Genomic DNA, 1,648 nt, shown 5'->3' with positions numbered 1-1,648 from the left:
GGCCGCCGGTCGGCCCGTGCCCGCGGCGTCCGTCGGGCCCGTGCCCGCGGCGGCCGGTCGTCGGGCGTGCCAGGCCGACAGGCGCTCCCTTCGGCTGGCCGACAGCGGGTTCCGTCAGGAGACTGGACCCGTGCGCACTGTCAAAGCGACGGCCGCGGCCGTCACCGTCGCCATGGCCGCCGGGGCCGCCACCGTCGCGGTCGGCCGCTTCGCCAGCGACGCGGCCCTGAAGGCGCCGCCGGGCAAACCGCTGCCCACCGAGCCCCGGCTCACTGTGCACGCCACGGCCGCGGGCCGGATCACGCTCACCCGAGCCCTGGCCTCGCAACGCCCGGGCGTGTACGGCCTGAGCGGCGAGACGGGCCACGCGGTGGTCGGTGCGGTCCTGGACACCGCCCCGCACCCCGCCGACACGGTCGTACGCCGTCTGGAACGCGTCACGCGCGGCTCGTTGGAACCCGGCGACAGGGTGTGGTTCACCCCGAGCGTGCACATCGGCGACCCGGGCAGCGCGCTCGGCCTCGACCACAGGGACATGAACATCCCCGGTGAACTCGGCACCCTGCCCGCCTGGTTCGTGCCCGCCACCCGCGAGACCTGGGTGATCACCGTGCACGGCCTGGGCACCACGCGCGAACACTCCATGAACATCATGGAGTTCCTGCACCGCCACCATTTTCCCGTGCTCGCCCTCGCCTACCGCGGCGACGCCGGCGCACCCCGCTCCCCGGACGGCCTCGGTCATCTCGGTGAGACCGAGTGGCGCGACCTCGACGCGGCCATCCGCCACGCCGTGCGCTACGGCGCCGAACGGGTCGTCCTGCACGGCTGGTCCACCGGCGCCACCATGGCCCTGCGCGCAGCAGCCCACTCCGGGGTGCGCGACCGCATCTCCGGGATCGTCCTGGACTCACCCGTCCTCAGCTGGCAGAGCACGCTGCGCGCCCTCGCCGCCGCACGGCGCACTCCGGGCCCGCTACTGCCGCTGGCCGTCCGTGCGGCTCAGGGCCGTACAGGCCTGCGCGGCGACCAGGCCCAGGGCGTGTCCGACCCCTACCGGCTCGATGTGCCGGTCCTCGTGCTGCACGGCCCGGACGACGCGGTCGCCCCCTGGTCGTACTCGCGAAGCCTCGCCGACAGCCGCACCGACCTGGTCACCCTGCACACGGTCCGGCACGCCCCGCACGGCGCCATGTGGAACGCCGACCCGGCCGGCTACGAAGAGGCCCTCCGCCGATTCCTCACCCCGCTGATGTAGCCGCCGCACCACCGGCTGATGCGGCGGCAGCTGATACGCCTCCTCTCGCCCTGCCTCCCCTCGCCCCGCTCCACTGCTTCCGGTTAACGCCGAACCACCCGCCCTTCCACCCGCGCCGACGCTCGCCAGACCTGTTGCATTGGCCACCCCTGTGGCCCCGCGTGACATTCCGTTTGGGTTTTCGGACCGTCAACCGGAAGACTGCACCCGTGACGTCCCGTATCCCGCGCGACTCCAGGCTCCGACTCGTCCGCCCGCGAACCCTGGCCGCCGCCCCCCGAGCCATGACCCAGCGGCCCGTGCGCCGCCCCGCACCCCGCCCGCCCGAGGGCACCCCGGCGCCCGCGGAGCTGGCTCGCATGGCGCGCGCCGAACTCGCCGGCGCGGCTC

General features: G+C 74.7%; 1 protein-coding gene and 1 pseudogene. Both read left to right on the top strand.

Translation table 11 applies throughout. The annotated features are described in order from the left end of the window. Positions 1-130 precede the first annotated feature (130 nt). Positions 131-1,258 carry an alpha/beta hydrolase gene (locus FE633_RS46850; RefSeq protein ID WP_138051249.1) on the top strand — a complete coding sequence of 376 codons (1,128 nt, stop codon included), beginning with the start codon at positions 131-133 and terminating at the stop codon, positions 1,256-1,258. 209 nt (positions 1,259-1,467) lie between these two features. Next, positions 1,468-1,648 (top strand): annotated as a pseudogene (locus FE633_RS47990) (hypothetical protein); the annotation flags it as partial.

Origin of the sequence: Streptomyces montanus, assembly GCF_005786655.1 — a bacterium.
Taxonomy (GTDB): domain Bacteria; phylum Actinomycetota; class Actinomycetes; order Streptomycetales; family Streptomycetaceae; genus Streptomyces; species Streptomyces sporangiiformans.
The sequence above is the reverse complement of the archived record's forward strand: the minus strand, read 5'-3'. Positions and strand labels throughout refer to the sequence as shown.